Source organism: Burkholderia sp. E168m23 (assembly GCF_016586125.1).
GTDB lineage: Bacteria > Pseudomonadota > Gammaproteobacteria > Burkholderiales > Burkholderiaceae > Burkholderia > Burkholderia orbicola.
Genome location: NZ_BCPP01001659.1, coordinates 1 through 634, shown reverse-complemented (window position 1 = coordinate 634; position 634 = coordinate 1). Strand labels below are relative to the sequence as shown.

The window sequence follows — 634 nt, the reverse complement described above, 5'->3', positions numbered from 1 at the left end:
CCGCGAGCGACAAGTACGACGAGAAGATCGCGTGGCTGCGCCAGTTGCTCGCGTGGAAGGACGACGTCGAGGACGGCACCGAAGTGTCGGGCGACCAGGCGTGGGCGCAATTGCGCGAGACGTCGCTCGACGACGACCACATCTACGTGCTGACGCCGCAGGCGCGCGTGATCGCGCTGCCGCAGGGCGCGACGCCGGTCGATTTCGCGTATCACCTGCACAGCGAGCTCGGCCATCGCTGCCGTGGCGCGCGCGTCGACGGCGTGATGGTGCCGCTGAACACGTCGCTGGCGAACGGCCAGACGGTCGAGATCGTCGCGGTGAAGGAAGGCGGGCCGTCGCGCGACTGGCTGAACCTGCAGCTCGGTTACCTGAAGAGTTCGCGTGCGCGGCAGAAGGTGCGTGCGTGGTTCAACTCGATCGAGCAGGAAGAAAACGTCGCGCACGGGCGCGCGCTCGTCGAAAAGACGCTGCAGCGCGAGGGCAAGACGTCGGTCAACCTGGACAACCTCGCCGCGAAGCTCGGCTTCAAGTCGCCCGAGGAGTTGTTCTCGGTCGTCGGCAAGGACGAGTTCAGCCTGCGCAACGTCGAGCCACGCGCTGTCCGATGCGCCGCCGCCGGAACCGGCGCCCG

Annotated in this window: 1 pseudogene; it reads left to right on the top strand. The window is 67.8% G+C overall.

The features are described 5' to 3' along the window. Positions 1 to 634 (top strand): annotated as a pseudogene (locus JMF90_RS39505) (TGS domain-containing protein); the annotation flags it as partial.